Source organism: Streptomyces sp. NPDC002104, assembly GCF_053593795.1.
In genome coordinates, this window is record NZ_JBSFDF010000027.1 from 1 (window position 1) to 15915 (window position 15915).

A 15915-nucleotide genomic window follows, 5' to 3' on the forward strand; every position below is an offset into this window, starting at 1 on the left:
GGCCGCTCCTCCCTCTCCTCCCTCCCGGCCGTTCCCCGGGGGGATCCCGGAAGTCTTGTGGCGTTTCGGGGTGGGTCGGTCGGTCAAGGGTGGCCGAAGGCCATCGCGTAGCGACGCGACCGCAGGGAGCGCCCTTGAGGGACCGGCCCGCACCGAAAGGACACTGGACTGCCGGGCTCCCCCCGGACCCTCTCGAAGCCGAGCGCCGGCCCGCAGCACAAGGCCCACCCCCAAGCCCACCTCCCCCACCTCCCCCACTTCCGGGGTAGTGGCCGGAAGCCGCTAGCGGCATGGCACGCTTGGGGCATGGCCGTTCAGATCAATCCCAGCATCTTGTCCGCCGACTTCGCCCGGCTCGCCGAGGAGGCGAAGGCCGTTCAGGGGGCCGACTGGCTGCATGTCGACGTCATGGACAATCACTTCGTCCCGAACCTCACGCTCGGCGTGCCGGTCGTGGAGTCGCTGAGCCGGGCCACGGACATCCCGCTCGATCTGCACCTCATGATCGAGGACCCCGACCGGTGGGCCCCCCAGTACATCGAGGCCGGTGCCGGCTCCGTGACCTTCCACGCCGAGGCCGCCGCCGCGCCCGTGCGGCTCGCGCGGGAGATCCGGGCCAAGGGGGCGCGGGCGTCCATGGCGCTGAAGCCCGCTACGCCCATCGAGCAGTACGAGGACATCCTTCCCGAGCTCGACATGCTGCTGATCATGACCGTGGAGCCCGGCTTCGGCGGTCAGCCCTTTCTCGACATCATGCTGCCCAAGATCCGCCGTACCCGTGAGCTGATCTCCCGGCACGGTCTGGAGCTGTGGCTCCAGGTCGACGGCGGTGTCTCCGCCACGACCATCGAGCGGTGCGCCGAGGCGGGTGCGGACGTGTTCGTGGCGGGCAGCGCCGTATACGGAGCGGTCGATCCGGCGGCGGCCGTACGCACGCTGCGTGACCAGGCGGGTGCGGCGATCGCCGCGGCGCCCTGGGCTTGCAACCACTGAAACAAGGCTTGGTGAACAGCTCGGTGAACGGGAGCTGTCCAGGCTGATCAACGGCCGTCGGATCTGACAGGATGAACGGCGAGTCGAGAGTGTGAACACGAGAGTGTGAACAGCAGTGAGGAGAACGCGGTGTCTGCAATGTCGGCGGGACGGTCAGCCCTGCGGATGGGACCCGCGGAGCTCGTGCAGGCGGCGGCCATGGCGCGCCGTTTCTACCTGGAGGGGAAGTCCAAGATCCAGATCGCCGAGGAGTTCGGCGTGAGCCGCTTCAAGGTGGCCCGGGTCCTGGAGACCGCTCTGGAGCGCGACCTCGTACGCATCGAGATCCGCGTACCGGCGGAGCTGGACGCGGAGCGGTCCGACGCGCTGCGCGCCCGGTACGGGCTGCGGCACGCGGTGGTCGTCGAGTCCCCGGCCGATGCCACCGAGGACGCTCCGGACCCGGAGAACCTGGGTGCCGTGGCCGCCGATCTGCTGGGTGAGCTCGTCAATGAGGGGGACGTGCTCGGCCTCGCGTGGGGGCGGTCGACGATTCACATGGCCGCCTCCCTGCACCGGCTGCCTCCCTGCACCGTCGTCCAGCTGACGGGCGTGTACGACGCCGGTACGGCCGAGCGCGGGTCCGTGGAGGCCGTGCGCAGGGCCGCGCAGGTGTCGGGCGGCGACGCCCACCCGATCTACGCGCCGATGCTCCTGCCCGATCCGGCCACCGCGGCCGCCCTGCGCAACCAGACGGGGATCGCGCGGGCCTTCGAGTACTTCGACAAGGTGACGGTCGCCGCGGTCTCCATCGGGTCCTGGGAGCCGGGCATCTCGACCGTCCACGACATGCTGAGCGACGAGGAGCGGGCGCACTACGCCTCGCTGGGTGTCGCCGCCGAGATGTCGGCCCACCTGTTCGACGCCGAGGGGCGTCGGGTCGGGCGGGACCTCGGCGAGCGGTGCATCACCGTGGAGGCCGACCGGCTGCGCCGGATTCCCGAGGTCGTCGCCATCGCCGGCGGGCTGCGCAAGGCCTCCGCGATCGGGGCGGTGCTGCGCTCGGGGCTCGTGACCAGTCTCGTCACCGACACCGCCGTCGCGGACTACCTGCTGACCGAATCGGAGCCCGGTCTGCGGCCGGCGCTGGAGCGGGCCGACCCCGACGAGTGATGGTGCGGATTGGTCCGATTGTCCGGACGAATGCCGGTCAAACGCGCGCGCGTGAGGTTCGCCGATGCGGATGGTGCCGTAATTGAGATCCGAACGGCGGACCGTTCGACGGCCTGCTGGGCGCATACTGGGTGCAATGACAAAGTCCGCAGTACCTCGCCGCCATCTGCCGTCCAGCCCGTTCAAGGCCCCCGTGGAAGCGCCCCTCAGGCACTTCAGCGTCGGCGACCGGGTGTCTCACGATGAGCACGGCCTCGGCCGTGTCGTCGCCGTTGAGGAGGGGATCGCTGTCCTCGTTGAATTCGGGCCCGAGGTCCGTAAGCGCATCCTGAGTCCGTACACCAAGATGTCCGCCCTCTGAAGACACCGCGCAATTCGCGGAAGAATCGGATATTTGGCACGATCGGTGCATGATCTTTCGGAACGTGCCCCGATCGTTGCTGCGTGTGCTGGGGGCCGTGTTCCTCTGCGCGGCGCTGGTCGGTGCGGTGGGTTGCAGCGGGAAGAAACCCGCGCCTGCCGCGGCCACCAGTACGAGCGCGAGCGCCGGCTCCGGCGTTGACGTTGCCCCGAGCGGGGCGGCGCATTCGGCTGTGCCGACGCCCGGATGGGCGAAGGGCATGGCGACGGTACGGGCCTCGGCATTGCCGCAGCAGGCCCGGGACGTGCTCGCGCTGATCGACAAGGGCGGGCCGTACCAGTACCGGCAGGACGGGACCGTCTTCGGCAATTTCGAAAAGGTCCTGCCGCAGAAGAAACGTGGCTACTACCACGAGTTCACCGTGAAGACGCCCGGTGAACGGGACCGTGGGGCCCGGCGCATCGTGACCGGTGGGGGCGGGGAGTTCTTCTACACGGACGACCACTACGAGACCTTCAAGGCGGTTCTCCGATGACCTTGGACCCGCGACCCCTGGCCCCCGCGCTCGAAGCGGCCGAGGCCGCCGGGTGGACGACCGTACGGCTGGACCTGGACGGCGTACGGAGCAAGGCGGAGCTGATGCGGCGGTGCGGGGCGGCGCTGGCGGTTCCCGACTACTTCGGGGGGAACTGGGACGCGCTGGCCGATGCGCTGCGGGATCTGTCGTGGTGGCCGGCGGCGCCGGGGCGGCTGCTGGTCGTGACGTCCTGGCGGGGCTATGCGCAGGCGCGGCCCGCGGACTGGGAGACCCTGAGCGAGATCCTGGAGGAGGCCGTCGACTTCTGGCGGGCGGAGGCCGAGGACGAGGCCGAGGGGCCCGGGCTGACGGTGCTGCTCGCCGAGTCCGGCCCGGGGCCGGATGCCGGGGCTCCGCCCCGGACCCCGCGCCTCAAGCGCCGGCGGGGCTGAATTTCCCCTGGTGGGGCCGGATGGTGCGGCGGGGCCGAAGGTTTCGGGGGCTCCGCCCCGGACCTCGCGGCTCACACGCCGGCGAGGCTGGATTCGGCGGGCGGGCCGGCAGGGCCCGGCGGAGCCGAGGGTTCGGCTCCGCCGGGTTCCCGTATCAGGACTTCGGGATCCAGGGCGGGGTCTGGCCCCAGGACCAGACCGGGATGTCGGCCGCGTCGACCGGGGGCGGGTTGGGGCCCGAGTAGATCAGGGCCATGCGGGTGCCCCACTCGATGTAGTACGCGAAGACCGCGCGGAACTCCGGGTCCGTGGGCAGGCCCACCTCGTCGGCCGTGTCCGCCAGCAGGTCCACCCAGCGGCGGCGCTGCTGTTCGGTGATGCCGCGGCCCAGGTGCTTGGTGGCCATGTGCTGGTGGCCGCCGTGGGACGCGGTGTACTGCTTCGGGCCGCCGAAGACCTCCGCCAGCCAGACCGCCACGTGCTGCGGGTGCTCGGAGTCCATGCCCGCGAAGACCGGGGCCAGGATCTCGTCCTGCAGCGCGTGTGCGTAGAAGACGTCCGTGAGGCGGTTCAACGCCTCCTCGCCGCCCATCCACTCGTAGATCGTGGGCGTCGGGGGCTTGGTGGCCGGCGTGGTGTCGGGTGTGGTGCTCATGACGGGGTGGAAGCCTTTCCGGGGCCGGCCACCTTGGTGACGAGGTAGTGCTGCATCTCCTCGATGGCCGTGACGTAGGGGCGGATCGCGCCGAAGAAGGCGGGGAAGTGCTCGCCCTTGCGGAATCCGTTCAGGTGGGCGTCGATCGAGGTCCAGCGGATGCGGAGGATGTAGCGCTCGGGCTCCTCCTCGCAGCGGGCCAGCTCGTAGTCGATGCACTCCGGCGAGGCGGCGAGGGCCTCGGCGGCCCTGACGTACGCGTCCTCGAAAGCGGACTGATCGTCCAACGCGATCCGGTATCGGATGTATTCGACGGTGGTGGTCATGGTGCGGGCCTCTCCCTGGGGTCGGGCGTTGATCGCCGGTGGTCCGTGCCAGGCTTGCGCGATCTTGCGGGCGCGGGGAGATCTTTCGCCGTTATGACCCGGACTTCTGGGAGTCGGCGAGGTCCGGACCCTCGGCGCGGACCTGCTGGACCCGGTCCAGGGACTCGCGCAGGTCCGTCAGCCAGGTGTCGGTGTTGCGTCCGACCAGGCGGACGCACCAGGCCAGGGCGTCGGCGCGGCTGCGGGCGACGCCGCCCGCGACCAGGGTGTCGAGGACCTGGCGTTCGGGCTGGCGCAGGCGGGTCATGACGGGGACCGCGAGGTGGGTGAAGAGGGTCCGCTCCTCGCCCGACTGGGCGGCCCAGGACACCTTGCGGCGGTAGAGCTCCTCCGCCTCCCGGGCGACCTCCATGCGCTGCTCGCGGGTGCGCTCGCGGAAGGCGGCGACCGATTCGGTCTCGGGGATCGCGCCGACGACGGTGATCTCCTCCCGGTCGACCGTGACCGAGAGGAGGGAGGTGTAGACGTCCACCGGCAGGTGCTCGGCGAACCAGGTGCGGAGCTGTTCGTTCTGCTCGGATGTAATCATGTAATCAACGGTGCGTCCGGCTCCTCCTTGATCGCAAGTGGCCCGGCGCGCTGTTCGCTCTCAGCCCAGCGAAATCAGCCGGCGAAGTCGGCCCGGCGGAGTCAGCCCATCGAGCGGTAGCGGTGGATCAGGGAGACCGCCATGGCTCCCTCGCCCACGCCCGAGGCGACGCGTTTGACCGAGTGGGCCCGTACGTCCCCGGCCGCGAAGACCCCGGGAACGCTGGTCTCCAGCGGGTACGGGGCGCGCTCCAGGCTCCACTCCGCCGGGAGTTCGCCGCCGTTGGAGATGAGGTCCGAGCCGGTGAGGACGAAGCCGTACTCGTCGCGCTCCACCACCCCGGCCAGCCACCCCGTGTGCGGGCGGGCGCCGATGAAGGTGAACATGAAGCGGGCCGCGACCTCCCTGTCCTCGCCGGTCTCCGAGTCGTGCAGGGTCAGCCGTTCGAGGTGGTCCTCGCCGTGCAGGCGGACGACCGTCGTGTGCACCCGCACCTCGATGTTGGGGGTGCGCTCGATCTCGTCGATCAGGTAGCGGGACATGCTGTCGTCGAGGGAGGCCGCGCGGACCAGGATCGTGACCCGGGCGGCGTACTTGGCGAAGTGCACGGCGGCCTGGCCGGCCGAGTTGGCCCCGCCCACGATGAACACGTGCTGCGAGATGCACGCCGAGCTCTCGGTGGTCGCCGCGCCGTAGTAGAGCCCGGCGCCCTCGAAGCGGTCGGCGCCGGGGGCGTCCAGGCGGTTGTAGGACACCCCGGTGGCCAGGAGCACCGTCTCGGCGCTGATCTCCGTACCGTCGGCCAGCGTCAGGATCTTCGCCGGGTCGTCGCGGGTCAGCGAGGTCACCTCCACCGGGTGCAGGATCTCGGCCCCGAAGCGGGAGGCCTGGATGGTGGCGCGGCGGGTCAGGTCGCCGCCGGAGAGGCCCGAGGGGAAGCCGAGGTAGTTCTCGATCAGGCTGGAGGTGCCGGCCTGGCCGCCCGGGGCGCGGGAGTCCAGCATGAGCGTAGACAGGCCCTCGGAGGCCGAGTACACCCCGGCCGCGAGGCCCGCCGGGCCCGCGCCGACGATGACGCACTCGTAGTGCGGGCGCGAGGCGGTGGTGGCCAGGCCCAGGCGCTGGGCGAGCTGGGTGTCCGTCGGCGCGGAGACCACCGAGCCGTCCGGGAAGCGGACCAGGGGCAGGGCGGCGTCGGGCTGGGCGGCGGCGATCACGGTCAGCGCCTCCGGGTCCCGCTCCACGTTCAGGAAGCGGAAGGGCTGGCCGTTGCGGGTGAAGAAGTCCCGGACGGCGTGCGTGCCGGGGGAGACCAGGTGCCCCGCGACGATGATCCCGTCGTACGCCGGGCGGTAGGTGGCGAGCCAGTCGGAGAGCAGGTCGTCCAGGACCGGGAAGAGCCGCTCGTGCGGGGGGTCCCAGGGCTTGAGCAGGTAGTAGTCCAGGCGGACCCGGTTGATGGCGGTGATCGCCGCGTCCGTCTCGGCGTACGCGGTGAGGAGCACGCGGCGGGCGTCGGGGAAGCGGCTGACGGCCTCCAGCAGGAACTCCACCCCGGTGACGTCCGGCATCCGCTGGTCGACGAGGAAGAGGGCCGGATCGTGGCCGCGCTCGTCGAGGGAGTCCAGGATCTTCAGGGCGTCGGCGGCGGACGAGGCGCCGAGCACCCGGTAGCGGTCGCCGTAGGCGCTGCGCAGGTCGCGGCGGACGGCGCGCAGCACCTGCGGGTCGTCGTCCACGGCCAGGATGACGGGCTTGCGGTTCTCCGCGCGCGCCGCGGCTTCGGCGGTCGCGGTGGCCGTGCTCGTGGGCGCACTGCTCGTGGGCGCGTTGCCCGTGGGCGGGGTGCCCGCGGCGGCGCTCTCCGGGGCCGCGCTCACGCCGGGTCCAGCATCAGCTTGTCGGCGTAGCACCAGGCCCAGTCCTCACCGGGCTCGTGGGACGCGGCGATGGGGTGCCCGGTGGCCCCGTAGTGCCGGGTGGCGTGACGGTTCTTCGAGGAATCGCAGCAGCCCACGTGCCCGCAGCTCAGGCACATCCGCAGGTGCACCCAGCCGTCACCGGAGACGAGGCACTCCTCGCAGCCCTCGGTCCCGGGTTTCACCGGACGTATCGACTCGATGTGGGTGCACAACAGGTCCATCGTCATCGTCCCCGTCCCTCTCTCGCGCATCAGCGCTCTCGCGCATCGCGCCCGTGATTGCATTGCGCCCGTGATTCCGGCGCGTCCAGACCATAAGGCGGAGCCCCGGCGGCGGTTCAGGGATTCGGACGAAGTCAGGTAGTCCTGAAGCTACTTCATGACATCGCCGGACGACTTCATGAGGTGCCCCCACGACCTGGGCGACTACCTCACCAAGTCGCACACCAGCGCTTTGACGGGAACCCCGGGCGCGGCCAGTGTGGGGGACGCCAACGACAACAGGCGGCGCCTGGAGGAATCCGTGAGCAGAAAGATTCTGGTCATTGTCTCCGAACACGGTTACTGGGCCGAGGAACTGATCGGCCCCGTATCGCAGTTCGACGAGCAGGGCTATGAAGTCGTATTCGCCACGCCGACCGGAAAGCGTGCCCACGCTCTCCCGCCGAGCCTCGACGCGAACTACATCGATCCTCCGCTGGGACGCTCGGTCACCACGGAGGAGAACGCCCGGCTGGGCCGGGAGTTCGAGCAGTCGAGCCGGCTCGACTCCCCCCTCGACATCGAGGCGTGGGCCCCCGAGCGCCCGTACACGAGCGACTCGGCCTATCTGCCGAAGCTGGAGCAGTACCACCGCGATCTGGACAAGCTCCAGGCCGACATCGCCGGCTTCGACGCGGTGCTGGTCGTGGGCGGCAGCGGCCCGATCGTCGACCTCGCCAACAACGAGCGCGTGCACGCCCTGATCCTCGCCTTCAAGAACGCCGGCAAGGTCGTGGCCGCCGAGTGCTACGGCGTGGCCTGCCTGGCCTTCGCCCGGGACTGGGGCGACCGGCGCAGCATCATCTGGGGCAAGCACGTGACTGGCCACTGCAAGGAGTACGACTACAAGGACGGCACCGGATTCCTCGGTACCGATTTCAACATGGGGCCGCCGCCGTATCCGCTGGAGTACATCCTGCGCGATGCCACCGGGCCGCGCGGCGCGTACCACGGGAATTTCGGTCACCCGCTTTCGGTCATCGTCGACTTCCCCTTCGTCACCGGTCGTTCGACCCCCGACTCGTATCTCACGGGGCAGAAGATCGTGGAAGTCCTGGAGAACGGCCTCACCCGGTACGGCTGGTAATTGGCGGAAGCCCCGGTAACCCCGGTAACCCCGGCAACCCCGACAACTCGGTAACCCGGAACGACGGTACGCAAAGGAGGGGGAGTTCGATGAGTTCTGGAGCCACTCCCGGACGGGAAAGGCTGATCGACCAGTTCAAGGCCGACGGCCTGAACGTCATGTTCGGAAATCCGGGGACGGTGGAACAGGGATTCCTCGACGCGGTCGACGCGGCGGAGGACTTCCACTACGTCCTCGCCCTCCAGGAGACGGTGGCCGCCGGCATCGCCGACGGCTACGCCCGGGCCACCGGCGGGGCGGCGCTGCTCCAGCTCCACTCCGGAGTGGGCCTGGGCAACGGCATCGGCATGCTCTACCAGTCGCTGCGCGGGCACACCCCGCTCGTCGTCGTCGCCGGCGACGCCGGGGTGCGCTACGACGCCATGGACGCGCAGATGGCGTCCGACCTGGTGGCGATGGCGAAGCCGGTGACCAAGTACGCGACCCGGGTCACCGACCGGCACTCCGTGCTCCGCACGATCCGCCGGGCGGTGAAGATCGCCCTGACCCCGCCGCGCGGACCGGTGTTCGTGGCGCTGCCGATGGACGTGCTGGACGAGCTCAACTCCGAGCTCGTCCTGCCCGCCACGGTGCCGCTCACGGACGTGGCCCCGTCGGCCGCCTCGGTGGGGCGGGCGGCCGCGCTGCTGGCCTCCGCCGAGCGGCCGGTCGTTCTCGTCGGGGACGGGGTCGCGCTCTCCGGGGCGCAGCGCGAACTCGTCGCCGTCGCCGAGCTGCTCGGCGCCGACGTGTACGAGGTCGACTCCTCCGAGGTGAACATCGCGGCCTCGCACCCGCTGCGCCGCGGTCAGACGGGTCACATGTTCGGCCCGCACAGCAAGGAGCTGATCGGCCGGGCGGACGGGGTGCTGATCGTCGGCACCTACGTGTTCCCCGAGGTGTTCCCGGAGCTGGAGAGCCCCTTCCGGGACGGCGCGCGGGTCGTGCACATCGACCTGAACGCCTACGAGATCGCCAAGAACCACCCGGTGGACCTCGGGCTCGCCGCCGATCCGCGGCAGGCGCTGCGCGCCCTGGCCGGCGTACTGGAGCACGTGCTCACCCCCGCGCAGCGGGCGGCGGCGGCCGGGCGGCTGGACGCGCGGATCCGGGAGCGGGTGCGGGCGGACCAGGCGGAACGGGAGGCGAAGGCCTCCGACGAGGCGGACGGCTCGCCCATGGCGGTCTTCCTGCGGACCCTGGCCGAGCGCACGGGCGGGGACCTGATCGTCTTCGACGAGGCGCTGACCACCTCCCCGCTGGTCACCCGGTACCTGCCGCCGGAGCGGCCGGGGGACTACCACCTCACCCGGGGCGGATCGCTGGGCGTGGGCTTCCCGGGCGCGGTCGGCGTGAAGCTGGCCCGGCCGGAGCGGCTCGTCGTCGGCTTCGCCGGTGACGGCGGCTCGATGTACACGTACCAGGCGCTGTGGACCGCGGCCCGGCACGGCATCGAGGCCAAGTTCGTGGTCTGCAACAACCGCAAGTACCGGCTGCTGGACGACAACATCGCCCAGTACTGGCGGGAGCGGGAGATTCCGCAGCACGGCTTCCCGGGCTCCTTCGACCTCTCGCACCCCGAGATCGACTTCGCCGCCCTGGCCCGGTCGCTCGGGGCGGGCGGGATGCGGGTGGAGAAGGCCGACGAGGCGGTGGCCGCCGTGGGCCGGATGCTCGCCCACCCCGGGCCGTTCCTGGTCGACGTACAGATCTGACACCGAGCGCACGGACAGACGGACAGACGGACAGACAGGAGGAGACCGCATGCCCGCCGAGCGGCTGACCGAGGACGCGATCCGCGCCTTCGCCGAGAAGTGGTACGTGGCCCTGGACCAGCACGTCCAGCCGGCCGAGGTGCTGGCCCTGATCACCGAGGACCTGGAGTTCAAGGTCCCGGAGGACACCTTCCTCGGCCACCAGGGCTTCGGCCGCTGGTACGAGGCGGTCACGAACCGCTTCTTCGACGAGGTGCACACGGTCACGAAGGTGGAGCCCGTCATCGAGGGCGACCGGGCGATCGTCCGGGTGCTCGTCAACTGGCAGGCCAGGATCTGGGATCCGCCGGCCGCCCGCAGCGTGTGGCTCGGCTTCGACGCCGACCAGACCTGGACCGTGGTCGCCGGCCCCGACGGGCCGCTGATCAGGCAGTACACCGTCAACGAACTGGCGCCCATGCCCGGTTCCGCCTCCCTCTGAGCCCTGAAGGAGAAGCGACGATGACCGAAGTGACACGGGAGAGGGTCGAGGCGGCGTACCGCGCCCTCGGCTCCGGCGACCGGGCCAGGATCCTGGAGTACTACGCGGAGGACCTGCGCTGGCAGGTCCCCGGCAACCATCCGCTCGCGGGCTGGTACGAGAGCCTGGACGCCTTCCTGGAGCTGATGGGCCAGACCCACAAGCTCACGGGCGGCACCTTCCGCATGGACATCGAGGCGGTCCTCGTCGGCGAGGACTGCAGTGCGGACGTCTGCCGCAACGTCGCCGTGCGCGGTGGCGCCGACGAGTCGAGCGGCTCCCCGTACGAGCGGATGGACTACCCGGTCTTCCACTTCATGCGCTGGCGCGACGGCCGGATCGTCGAGGGCCACGACGGCCTGTTCGGCGACACGGCCACGGCCTTCAGCCAGTTCTGGGCGCCCTTCGCGCCCGACGGAACCCGCAGGGACCAGTAGGGGGTTGAGCGCCATGGACGCGCGGCAGATCTTGCAGAAGTACTACGAGTACGCCAACGCCGGTGACTGGGACAGCTGGTGCGACCTGTTCGCCGAGGACCAGGTCATGGACGAGCAGCTCGCCGGCCACATCGAGGGCCTGGAGACGCTGCGGTCGATGATGAAGGGCATGGGGACCATGTACCGGGTCTTCCGCAACGAGCCCGTGCACTTCCTCGTCGACGGGGAGAAGGCCGCGGCCGTCTCCCACCTGACCGCGGTCACCCCCTCCGGGGAGGAGATCGAGGCCGAGGTCATGAACTTCTTCCGGATCGTGGACGGAAGGATCGCCTACATGGCGAACTACCACGACACGGTTCCCTTCCAGGTGCTCGGCCAGGGCTGAGGGGGCGCGCGATGGCCGTGGATGAGTACGACTACATCGTCGTGGGATCCGGCACCGCCGGCAGCGTCCTGGCGAACCGCCTCTCCGAGGACCCGGACGTCACCGTCCTGGTCCTGGAGGCGGGAGCGGGCCGCATCCCTCCCGAGGTGGACGATCCGTCCTCCTGGTACAAGCTGCTCGGCGGGCCCGTCGACTGGGGTTACACCAGCGTCCCGCAGCCCGGCCTGGACGGCCGCCGCACGTACGAACCGCGCGGCAAGGCCCCCGGGGGCAGCAGCAACCTCTACATCATGATGCACATCCGGGGCCACGCCTCGGACTTCGACAACTGGGCCTACCAGGGCGCGGCCGGCTGGGCGCACGAGGACGTACTGCCCTACTTCGCGCTGCTGGAGGGCCAGGAGGACGCCACCGCGCCGACCACCGGCACCCGCGGGCCGCAGCGCATCACCCACGCCGGGCGGCACGGGCCCAACCCGGTTTCCCGCGCCTTCATCGACGCGGCCGTCGAGCTCGGGCACGAGGAGATCGCCGACTTCAACACCGACGGGCCGCGGCGCGGACTCTTCGGCACCGGCTGGCACCACATCGACGTGGCCGACGGCCGCCGCCAGGGCGTCCTCGCCGCCTACCTGGAGCCGGCCCTCGACCGCTCCAACCTGACCCTGCGCACCAGTGCGCAGAGCACCCGGCTGCTCTTCGACGGGGACACCTGCACGGGCGTGGAGTACGTCCAGCTCCAGGCCCCCGCGGAGATACCGGGCCGGACCGTGCGCGACGGGCACAGCGCCGCCTCCGAGCCCGGGCTGCACACCGTACGGGCCCGCCGGGAGGTGATCGTGGCCGCCGGGGCGATCGAATCGCCGAAGCTGCTGCTGCTCTCCGGGATCGGGAACCCCGGGCAGCTGGGCGAGCACGGCATCGCGACCGTCGCGGAGCTGCCGGGGGTCGGCGAGAACTTCCACAACCACGTACTGACCGGGCTGATGGCCGAGGTCACCCAGGAACTGCCGCCGCCGGCGCAGAACTTGTCGGAGAGCGCGCTGTTCCTCTCCTCCCGGCCGGGACTGCCCGCGCCGGACCTGCAGATCGCCTTCGTGCACGTGCCGTTCGACGTGATCGTCGGCCAGGACCACCCGAACACGGTGTCCATCCTGCCCGGCGTGGTCCGGCCCGTCTCGCGCGGCTGGATCAGGCTGGCGAGCGCCGATCCGCTGGCCCACCCGCTGATCAACCCCAACTACCTGGGCGACCGCTGGGACCTGGAGCGGATGGTGCAGGGCGTCAAGACCGCCCGGGAGCTCTTCGCGACCTCCGCCTTCTCGCCCTGGTACAAGCAGGAGCTCCAGCCCGGACCCGGTTACGTGTCCGACGAGGACCTGCGCACCTTCGTGAAGCAGAAGTCGGAGAGCTACCACCACCAGGCCGGCTCCTGCCGGATGGGCATCGACGACCTCTCCGTCGTCGACCCGGAACTGCGGGTGCACGGCGTACGGAACCTGCGCGTCGTCGACGCGAGCGTGATGCCCGCCGTCCCGTCGGGCAACTGCCACACCGCCATCGCGATGATCGCCGAGCGCGCGGCGGACTTCCTGAAGGGGGTGTCCCGTGCCTGACGTGGTCCTGCGCGAGGGTGCGCTGAGCGGAACCAGGATCGCGGTCCTGGTCGAGAGCGACTTCTACGAGCCGGAGATCTTCTACTACGGCCACCGGTTCGCGGAGGAGGGCGCCGAGGTCGATTTCCTGACCCGGCTGTGGGGCAACGACTCCATCACCTTCTCCGGGCACGAGTACCGGGCGCCGTTCACGGCGACCCAGTCGCTGGAGGGGCTGAGCGACGAGGACCTGCGGCGCTACTCGGCGATCATCGTGCCCTCGGGCATGGTGGCCGACCGGCTGCGCTACACCGAGGACGTGGACGTCCTGGCCCCGGCGACGGAGCTGCTGCGCCGGGCCTTCGAGGAGCCCACGGTCCTCAAGGGGATCATCTGCCACGGCATGTGGCTGGCCGCCTCGATCCCGGACAAGATCCGCGGCCGCAAGGTCGTCTGCCACAACAACCTCATCGGCGACGTCCGCAACATGGGCGGCGAGTACGTGGACGAGGACGTGGTCGTCGACGGCGACCTGGTCACCGGCCGCACCGGGGCCCACCACCACCTGTTCGCCCGCAGGATCATCGAGCTGATCGCCGCCGACCGGGGCGCGCGAGGCGCTCGCGGCGCCGGCTGATGGCCCCGATGGTCTGGTCGCACGTGGGCCTGAACTGCGCCGACCAGAAGACCACCGAGGAGTTCTACACCCGGTACTTCGGCTTCACCCGGGCCCGGGTGGTCGACCTCGGAGACGCACAGATCATCTTCCTCCGCCAGGGGGACGTGTACCTGGAGCTCTTCGCGGCGGGCACCGTGCCGGCCGACACGCCCCAGCACGACGGCCCGGCGGCGCCGGGCCGGATGCGGCACCTGGCCTTCCAGACCGACAGCGTGGACGGCTTCCTGGCCACGCTCGGCGAGGCGGCCGAAGTGACCCTGGGACCGCTGGACTTCGACGACTTCATCTGCGGCTGGCGGACCGTGTGGGTCCGCGATCCCGACGGGGTGATCGTCGAGGTCAGCCAGGGATTCGAGGACGAACACGGTCAACACGACAAGGACGGTGCATGACATGGCGGACGCCGTGAGCTTCTCCTTCTCCGACACGATCGCCGGCTACGTCGGCCGCTTCGACTCCGGGTCCCGGCTGCTGAGGCTGAAGACCTCGGACGGCCGCGAGTTCGACGTCTCCCTCGCCGGGGACCCCAGCGCCGAGCTGGTCCGCAACCTGGACGAGCCGTACATCGACGCCTCCGGGCACATCGACGAGATGCTCTCGCCGGGACGGTTCCTCTACGTCTACGGGGTGCACTACCCCGAGCAGGGCGGCCGCTTCGAGGCCAAGCGCCTGGTGTTCCTGGGCCGCGGGGCCGAGGACTACCGCTTCGAGGAGCCCAGCTGGTGGATCAAGCAGATCGAATCGCTGGCCGACTTCTACAAGCGGGCGCAGTTCGGTGACGGGCCGGTGGACTTCACCGAGTACCGCACCGAGATCCGGCTCGGCGGGGACAAGACCGCCAGTCATGTCCAGGAGACCGACACGATCTCCCGCCTGGTCTACGGCATGGCCTCGGCCTACCTGCTGACCGGCAAGGACGAGTACCTCGAGGTCGCCGAGCGCGGCACCGAGTACCTGCGCAAGCACATGCGCGTCGTGGACAGCGAGGAGGACGTGGTCTTCTGGTACCACGGCATCAGCGTCGACGGGGACAGCGAACGCAAGCTGTTCACCTCGGAGTTCTCCGACGACTACGACGCGATCCCGATGTACGAGCAGATCTACGCGCTGGCCGGCCCGATCCAGACCTACCGCGTCACCGGCGACATCCGGATCAAGAACGACGCGGACGCCACCATCCGGCTGTTCGACAAGTTCTTCAAGGACCCGGAGCAGGGCGGCTACTACTCGCACATCGACCCGATCCTCTTCAGCGCCGACCACGAGTCCCTCGGGGAGAACGCGGAGCGCAAGAACTGGAACTCGGTCGGCGACCACGCGCCCGCGTACCTGATCAACCTGTACCTGGCGACCGGGGAGCAGCGCTACGCGGACTTCCTGGAGTACACCTTCGACACGATCGCCGACAAGTTCCCGGACTACAAGAACAGCCCCTTCGTCCAGGAGCGCTTCTTCCGCGACTGGTCCCACGACACCGCGCACAGCTGGCAGCAGAACCGCGCGGTCGTCGGCCACAACCTCAAGATCGCCTGGAACCTGATGCGGATGAACTCGCTGAAGGCCAAGCCGGCCTACGAGGAGCTCGCCCGCAAGATCGGCGAGATCATGCCGGCCGTCGGCAGCGACGTGCAGCGCGGCGGCTGGTACGACGTGGTCGAGCGCGTCAAGCACGGCGACGAGGAGACGTATCGTTTCGCCTGGCACGACCGCAAGGCCTGGTGGCAGCAGGAGCAGGCGATCCTCGCCTACCTCATCCTGAACGGCACCGTCGGCGGCGACGGATTCCTGCGCGAGGCCCGGCAGGCCCAGTCCTTCTACAACACCTTCTTCCTCGACCACGACGAGGGCGCCGTCTACTTCAACGTGCTCGCGAGCGGGACCCCGTACCTGCTCGGGACCGAGCGGCTCAAGGGCAGCCACTCGATGTCCATGTACCACTCGGCGGAGCTCTGCTACCTGTCCGCCGTCTACAACAACCTGCTCGTCAACGGCCGGGAGATGGACTTCCACTTCCAGCCCGACCCGACGAACCTGCCCGACCGCGTGCTGCGCGTCTCGCCCGACCTGCTCCCCGCCGGCTCGGTGCGGATCGCGTCCGTCGAGATCGACGAGAAGCCGTACACGGACTTCGACGCCGACGCACTCACCGTCCGGCTGCCCGACGTCCAGGGCCGGGTCAAGGTCAAGGTCCGGCTCCGCCCGACCGCCCAGTAGCGCTCAACGGGGGCGCC

The 15915-nt window shown here is 70.2% G+C and carries 19 protein-coding genes; 14 read left to right on the forward strand and 5 right to left on the reverse strand.

Translation table 11 applies throughout. The annotated features are described in order from the left end of the window. Positions 1 to 306: 306 nt before the first annotated feature. From rpe to ACWCP2_RS22370, 5 genes are all read left to right on the forward strand, one after another. Positions 307 to 993, forward strand: coding sequence for a ribulose-phosphate 3-epimerase (gene rpe / locus ACWCP2_RS22350; RefSeq protein ID WP_266876495.1), 687 nt, complete (start codon positions 307 to 309; stop codon positions 991 to 993). Between the two features lie 138 nt (positions 994 to 1131). Beyond that, positions 1132 to 2145, forward strand: coding sequence for a sugar-binding transcriptional regulator (locus tag ACWCP2_RS22355; protein ID WP_243334549.1), 1014 nt, complete (start codon positions 1132 to 1134; stop codon positions 2143 to 2145). A gap of 136 nt (positions 2146 to 2281) precedes the next feature. Further along, positions 2282 to 2506 (forward strand): hypothetical protein, encoded by a 225-nt coding sequence (locus ACWCP2_RS22360; RefSeq protein ID WP_243334368.1) that lies wholly within the window; start codon positions 2282 to 2284, stop codon positions 2504 to 2506. 49 nt (positions 2507 to 2555) lie between these two features. Then, positions 2556 to 3041: a ribonuclease domain-containing protein gene (locus ACWCP2_RS22365; RefSeq protein WP_450910331.1), complete on the forward strand. Its 486-nt coding sequence runs from the start codon at positions 2556 to 2558 to the stop codon at positions 3039 to 3041. Next, positions 3038 to 3475 carry a barstar family protein gene (locus tag ACWCP2_RS22370; RefSeq protein WP_450910332.1) on the forward strand — a complete coding sequence of 146 codons (438 nt, stop codon included), beginning with the start codon at positions 3038 to 3040 and terminating at the stop codon, positions 3473 to 3475. The genes ACWCP2_RS22365 and ACWCP2_RS22370 overlap by 4 nt, the downstream gene beginning before the upstream one ends. Positions 3476 to 3629: 154 nt before the next feature. On the opposite strand, the gene ACWCP2_RS22375 is transcribed toward ACWCP2_RS22370, so the two are convergent. From ACWCP2_RS22375 to ACWCP2_RS22395, 5 genes are all read right to left on the reverse strand, one after another. Next, complete coding sequence (locus ACWCP2_RS22375; RefSeq protein ID WP_450910333.1) at positions 3630 to 4130, reverse strand: group II truncated hemoglobin; 501 nt, start codon at positions 4128 to 4130, stop codon at positions 3630 to 3632. After that, positions 4127 to 4456, reverse strand: a complete 330-nt coding sequence (locus ACWCP2_RS22380; protein ID WP_450910334.1) for a putative quinol monooxygenase — start codon at positions 4454 to 4456, stop codon at positions 4127 to 4129. The genes ACWCP2_RS22375 and ACWCP2_RS22380 overlap by 4 nt, the downstream gene beginning before the upstream one ends. Before the next feature lie 91 nt (positions 4457 to 4547). Further along, positions 4548 to 5045 carry a hypothetical protein gene (locus ACWCP2_RS22385; RefSeq protein ID WP_450910335.1) on the reverse strand — a complete coding sequence of 166 codons (498 nt, stop codon included), beginning with the start codon at positions 5043 to 5045 and terminating at the stop codon, positions 4548 to 4550. A 101-nt stretch (positions 5046 to 5146) separates the two neighbouring features. Further along, a complete protein-coding gene (locus ACWCP2_RS22390; protein WP_450910414.1) occupies positions 5147 to 6790 on the reverse strand; it encodes an FAD-dependent oxidoreductase in 1644 nt (547 codons plus the stop codon). Between the two features lie 131 nt (positions 6791 to 6921). After that, positions 6922 to 7194: a UBP-type zinc finger domain-containing protein gene (locus tag ACWCP2_RS22395; protein ID WP_450910336.1), complete on the reverse strand. Its 273-nt coding sequence runs from the start codon at positions 7192 to 7194 to the stop codon at positions 6922 to 6924. A gap of 295 nt (positions 7195 to 7489) precedes the next feature. On the opposite strand from ACWCP2_RS22395, the gene ACWCP2_RS22400 reads away from it, so the two are divergent. From ACWCP2_RS22400 to ACWCP2_RS22440, 9 genes are all read left to right on the forward strand, one after another. Beyond that, positions 7490 to 8314, forward strand: a complete 825-nt coding sequence (locus tag ACWCP2_RS22400; RefSeq protein ID WP_450910337.1) for a type 1 glutamine amidotransferase domain-containing protein — start codon at positions 7490 to 7492, stop codon at positions 8312 to 8314. 89 nt (positions 8315 to 8403) lie between these two features. Next, positions 8404 to 10068: a thiamine pyrophosphate-binding protein gene (locus ACWCP2_RS22405; protein ID WP_450910338.1), complete on the forward strand. Its 1665-nt coding sequence runs from the start codon at positions 8404 to 8406 to the stop codon at positions 10066 to 10068. A 49-nt stretch (positions 10069 to 10117) separates the two neighbouring features. Continuing rightward, positions 10118 to 10549, forward strand: coding sequence for a nuclear transport factor 2 family protein (locus ACWCP2_RS22410; RefSeq protein WP_450910339.1), 432 nt, complete (start codon positions 10118 to 10120; stop codon positions 10547 to 10549). Positions 10550 to 10569: 20 nt separating this feature from the next. Further along, positions 10570 to 11025 carry a nuclear transport factor 2 family protein gene (locus ACWCP2_RS22415; protein WP_389437341.1) on the forward strand — a complete coding sequence of 152 codons (456 nt, stop codon included), beginning with the start codon at positions 10570 to 10572 and terminating at the stop codon, positions 11023 to 11025. A 13-nt stretch (positions 11026 to 11038) separates the two neighbouring features. After that, on the forward strand, positions 11039 to 11410 hold the full coding sequence (locus ACWCP2_RS22420; RefSeq protein WP_383954429.1) for a nuclear transport factor 2 family protein: 372 nt from the start codon (positions 11039 to 11041) through the stop codon (positions 11408 to 11410). A gap of 11 nt (positions 11411 to 11421) precedes the next feature. Beyond that, entirely contained in the window at positions 11422 to 13026 is a 1605-nt protein-coding gene (locus tag ACWCP2_RS22425; protein ID WP_450910340.1) for a GMC family oxidoreductase, read from the forward strand. After that, a complete protein-coding gene (locus tag ACWCP2_RS22430) occupies positions 13019 to 13642 on the forward strand; it encodes a DJ-1/PfpI family protein (protein ID WP_450910341.1) in 624 nt (207 codons plus the stop codon). Before ACWCP2_RS22425 ends, ACWCP2_RS22430 begins: the two co-directional genes overlap by 8 nt. Continuing rightward, complete coding sequence (locus ACWCP2_RS22435; RefSeq protein ID WP_450910342.1) at positions 13642 to 14076, forward strand: VOC family protein; 435 nt, start codon at positions 13642 to 13644, stop codon at positions 14074 to 14076. The genes ACWCP2_RS22430 and ACWCP2_RS22435 overlap by 1 nt, the downstream gene beginning before the upstream one ends. 1 nt (position 14077) lies before the next feature. After that, positions 14078 to 15898: an AGE family epimerase/isomerase gene (locus ACWCP2_RS22440; protein ID WP_450910343.1), complete on the forward strand. Its 1821-nt coding sequence runs from the start codon at positions 14078 to 14080 to the stop codon at positions 15896 to 15898. Positions 15899 to 15915 lie beyond the last annotated feature (17 nt).